A 3,366-nucleotide genomic window follows, 5' to 3' on the forward strand; every position below is an offset into this window, starting at 1 on the left:
CACCTTCTGCGTGGCCAGGTCGGAACCGTCGTGGAAGAGTTGGACCCTGGTTACGTGGAAGTTGAGTTTCTTGTGGGCGACGACTATATCACCCTAGCGGTTGCGAAGGATCGCCTCATGCCGCTGCACTACGCTCCAAACAAAAGTATTCGCGCGGCGTGATCTAAGGGGTACCACCAGCGGCGGTGCTCGGTATGAGGGCAGTAACAGACCTGGAAGCGGCCATTCGATTTGTCTGTACCGAGTGCCTGTGTAAGATCTCTTGGCGGTCTGTTCTGGTGCTTTCTGCGTGATGTGAGGCGATTCAGTATGTTATAGGTAGCAGAGTCTGAGGCCCATGGGAAAAGAAAACTCAAACAGGCAAGATACCCCATGAATGCAGTAGAAATCGAAGCAGCCATATCAGACCTCGCCTTTCAGCCATTCGACGCGGCGGAGTTCCCGTTCGCGTTCCTGGCCGCTTTCGGCAATAAGGACACGGCCCTCAAGCGCCTGCGCACGGGCAACAATAACGTCTCCGACGTGCCCGGCGGCGTACTCCAGCGCAACAACATCCATATCGCCGCATGCGCAGCAGGCAGCGTGGGCCAAACCCTCAAGGCATTACACGCCAGCCCGGCCACCACAAAGGCCAAAGCCAAGTTCATTCTCGCCACCGACGGGCTGACCCTGGAGGCCGAAGAGCTGACCGGTGGCGAAACCATCGCCTGCGCCTACCCGGACTTCCCCAACCACTTCGGCTTCTTCCTGCCGCTGGCCGGCATCTCCACCATCAAGGAGATCAAGGACAACCCCGTTGACGTGCGCGCCACCGGGCGCCTGAACAAGCTGTACGTCGAGCTGCTGCGCGATAACCCCGAATGGGCCAAGGACGAGCGCCGCGCCGACGTGAATCATTTCATGGCTCGACTGGTGTTCTGTTTCTTTGCCGAAGACACCGACATCTTCAATGACAAGGGGCTTTTCACCCAAACGGTAGAACAAATGAGCGAGCGAGACGGCGCCAACACCCATGAGGTGCTGGAAACCATCTTCCGTGCCATGAACATCAAGACCAACCCTGACGAGCGCACCACAGCCCAACCACGTTTACCGAACTGGGCTAGTGGTTTTCCCTATGTGAATGGCGGCCTCTTTTCCGGCAGCACCGAAGTACCGCGCTTCACCCGCATGGCACGCACCTATCTTTTGCACGCCGGCAACCTGAACTGGAATCAAATCAACCCGGATATTTTCGGCAGCATGATCCAGGCCGTGGCCGACGACGAAGAGCGCGGCGCATTGGGAATGCATTACACCAGCGTGCCTAATATCCTCAAGGTATTGAATCCGCTGTTCCTTGACGAACTGCGCGCGCAACTGACTGAGGCTGGCGATAACGAACGCAAGCTGCTGAACCTGCGCAAGCGCATGGCGCGCATTCGCGTGTTCGACCCGGCCTGCGGCTCCGGCAACTTCCTGGTCATCGCCTACAAGCAGATGCGCGAGATCGAGGCGGAAATCAACCGTCGCCTGGGCAAAGCGCAACTGGGCAGCGAAATACCGCTGACCAATTTCCGGGGCATTGAGTTGCGCGATTTTCCGGCAGAGATTGCGCGTCTGGCGCTGATCATTGCCGAGTTCCAGTGCGATGTACTGTATCGCGGGCAGAAGGATGCGCTGGCGGAGTTTCTGCCGCTGGATGCGCAGAACTGGATCATCTGCGGCAACGCGCTGCGGCTGGATTGGTTGAGCATCTGCCCGCCGACGGGGACGGGGATGAAGATGGTGGCGGATGATTTATTTGGTACGCCGCTGGATCAGACGGAGATTGACTTTCAAAACGAAGGTGGCGAGACGTATATCTGTGGCAATCCCCCATATCTGGGCAGTACATGGCAAAGCGCCGAGCAAAAAGACGACCTAAAGGCAATTTTCGATTGCCGATGTAAAACGTGGAAGTCGCTGGACTATGTGGCGGGCTGGTTCATGAAGGCCGCCGACTACGGTACCAAAACCCAGGTTGCCGCAGCATTTGTATCCACCAATTCCATTTGCCAAGGGCAGCAAGTGCCCATTCTGTGGCCATTAATTTTCAGCGCAGGCAGTCATATCGTATTTGCACACACCTCATTTAAATGGGCCAATCTCGCCAGTCACAACGCTGGGGTAACGGTGGTGATTGTGGGTCTATCGTCGCAAACCAAACCCGTGCGGCGCTTGTATTCAGTCTCTAACAGTGGCAAGAGCGTAGCCGTGGATGTAAAAGAGGTGGAACATATCAACGCCTACTTGGTGCCTAGTGTCGATGTGATGGTAGAAAAACTCCCTCGCCCTTTAGGCGAGCAGGCAGAAATGACCAAAGGCAATCAGCCCACGGATGGCGGCCATCTGCTGCTCTCTCACGACGAAGTCCAAGCACTTGTTCTTACAGCAGATCAATCAAGCAAATTTATCCGCAAAATTTCGGGGTCTGCTGAGTTTATCCGTGGCCTTGAACGTTTCTGTATTTGGGTTGGAGATGAGGATGCAGTCGAAATCAGCTCCCTCGCCTGCATAGCTGGAAGGCTCCAAGCCGTAAAGAAAATGCGCTTGGACAGCACCAAGGCTGCAACGGTAGCGCTTGCAAATGTACCTCACCGATTCGGAGAAATTCGCCAGTCTGGTAATGAGACTGTAATGATTGTTCCCAGCGTTTCTTCTGAGTCACGAGACTACTTGCCTGTTGGTTATATGGAACCTGGGGCCATTGTTAGCAACCTTGCCTTCGCCCTCTACGACGCCCCCCTGTGGAACATGGCACTCATTGCCTCGCGCCTGCATCTGGTCTGGATTGGTACTGTCTGCGGGAAAATGAAAACTGACTTTCGCTACTCCAACACCCTCGGCTGGAATACCTTCCCCGTGCCGCTTCTCACCGAGCAGAACAAGGCTGACCTGACTGCTTGCGCCGAGAACATCCTGCTGGCCCGCGAAGCGCATTTCCCCGCCACCATCGCCGACCTGTACGACCCGGACAATATGCCGGACAACCTGCGCCGCGCCCACGAGCGCAACGACGAAGTGCTGGAGCGCATCTACATCGGCCGCCGCTTCAAGAACGACACCGAGCGGCTGGAAAAGCTGTTCGAGCTGTATACCAAGATGACGGCGGCGGCCAAGGCCAAGCCTGCTTTGAAAACCACCAGGGGGAAGAAAGCGTGAGCGATAAACCTGTCAGCCTGACCCCGTCCCCCGAGGGCTATACCGATTGGCTGGCCGACCTGAAGAGCCGTATCCACACCGCCCAGCAACGCGCCACGCTGGCGGTCAACCGCGAGTTGGTGCTGCTGTATTGGCAGATCGGGCGCGACATTCTGGCACGGCAAGCAAGCCAAGGATGGGGCG

General features: G+C 56.7%; 3 protein-coding genes. All 3 read left to right on the forward strand.

Features of this window, described 5'->3' with window-relative positions:
- Positions 1–6 precede the first annotated feature (6 nt).
- Entirely contained in the window at positions 7–162 is a 156-nt protein-coding gene (locus M7R55_RS12205) for a hypothetical protein (RefSeq protein ID WP_366881113.1), read from the forward strand.
- Positions 163–372: 210 nt separating this feature from the next.
- Positions 373–3,183 carry a DNA methyltransferase gene (locus tag M7R55_RS01215; protein WP_298217760.1) on the forward strand — a complete coding sequence of 937 codons (2,811 nt, stop codon included), beginning with the start codon at positions 373–375 and terminating at the stop codon, positions 3,181–3,183.
- Positions 3,180–3,366, forward strand: a 187-nt coding sequence (locus M7R55_RS01220) for a DUF1016 N-terminal domain-containing protein (RefSeq protein ID WP_298217762.1), incomplete at its 3' end; no start/stop codon positions are given. The genes M7R55_RS01215 and M7R55_RS01220, both read left to right, overlap by 4 nt.

The sequence above is a fragment of the Halothiobacillus sp. genome (assembly GCF_027346185.1).
GTDB lineage: Bacteria > Pseudomonadota > Gammaproteobacteria > Halothiobacillales > Halothiobacillaceae > Halothiobacillus.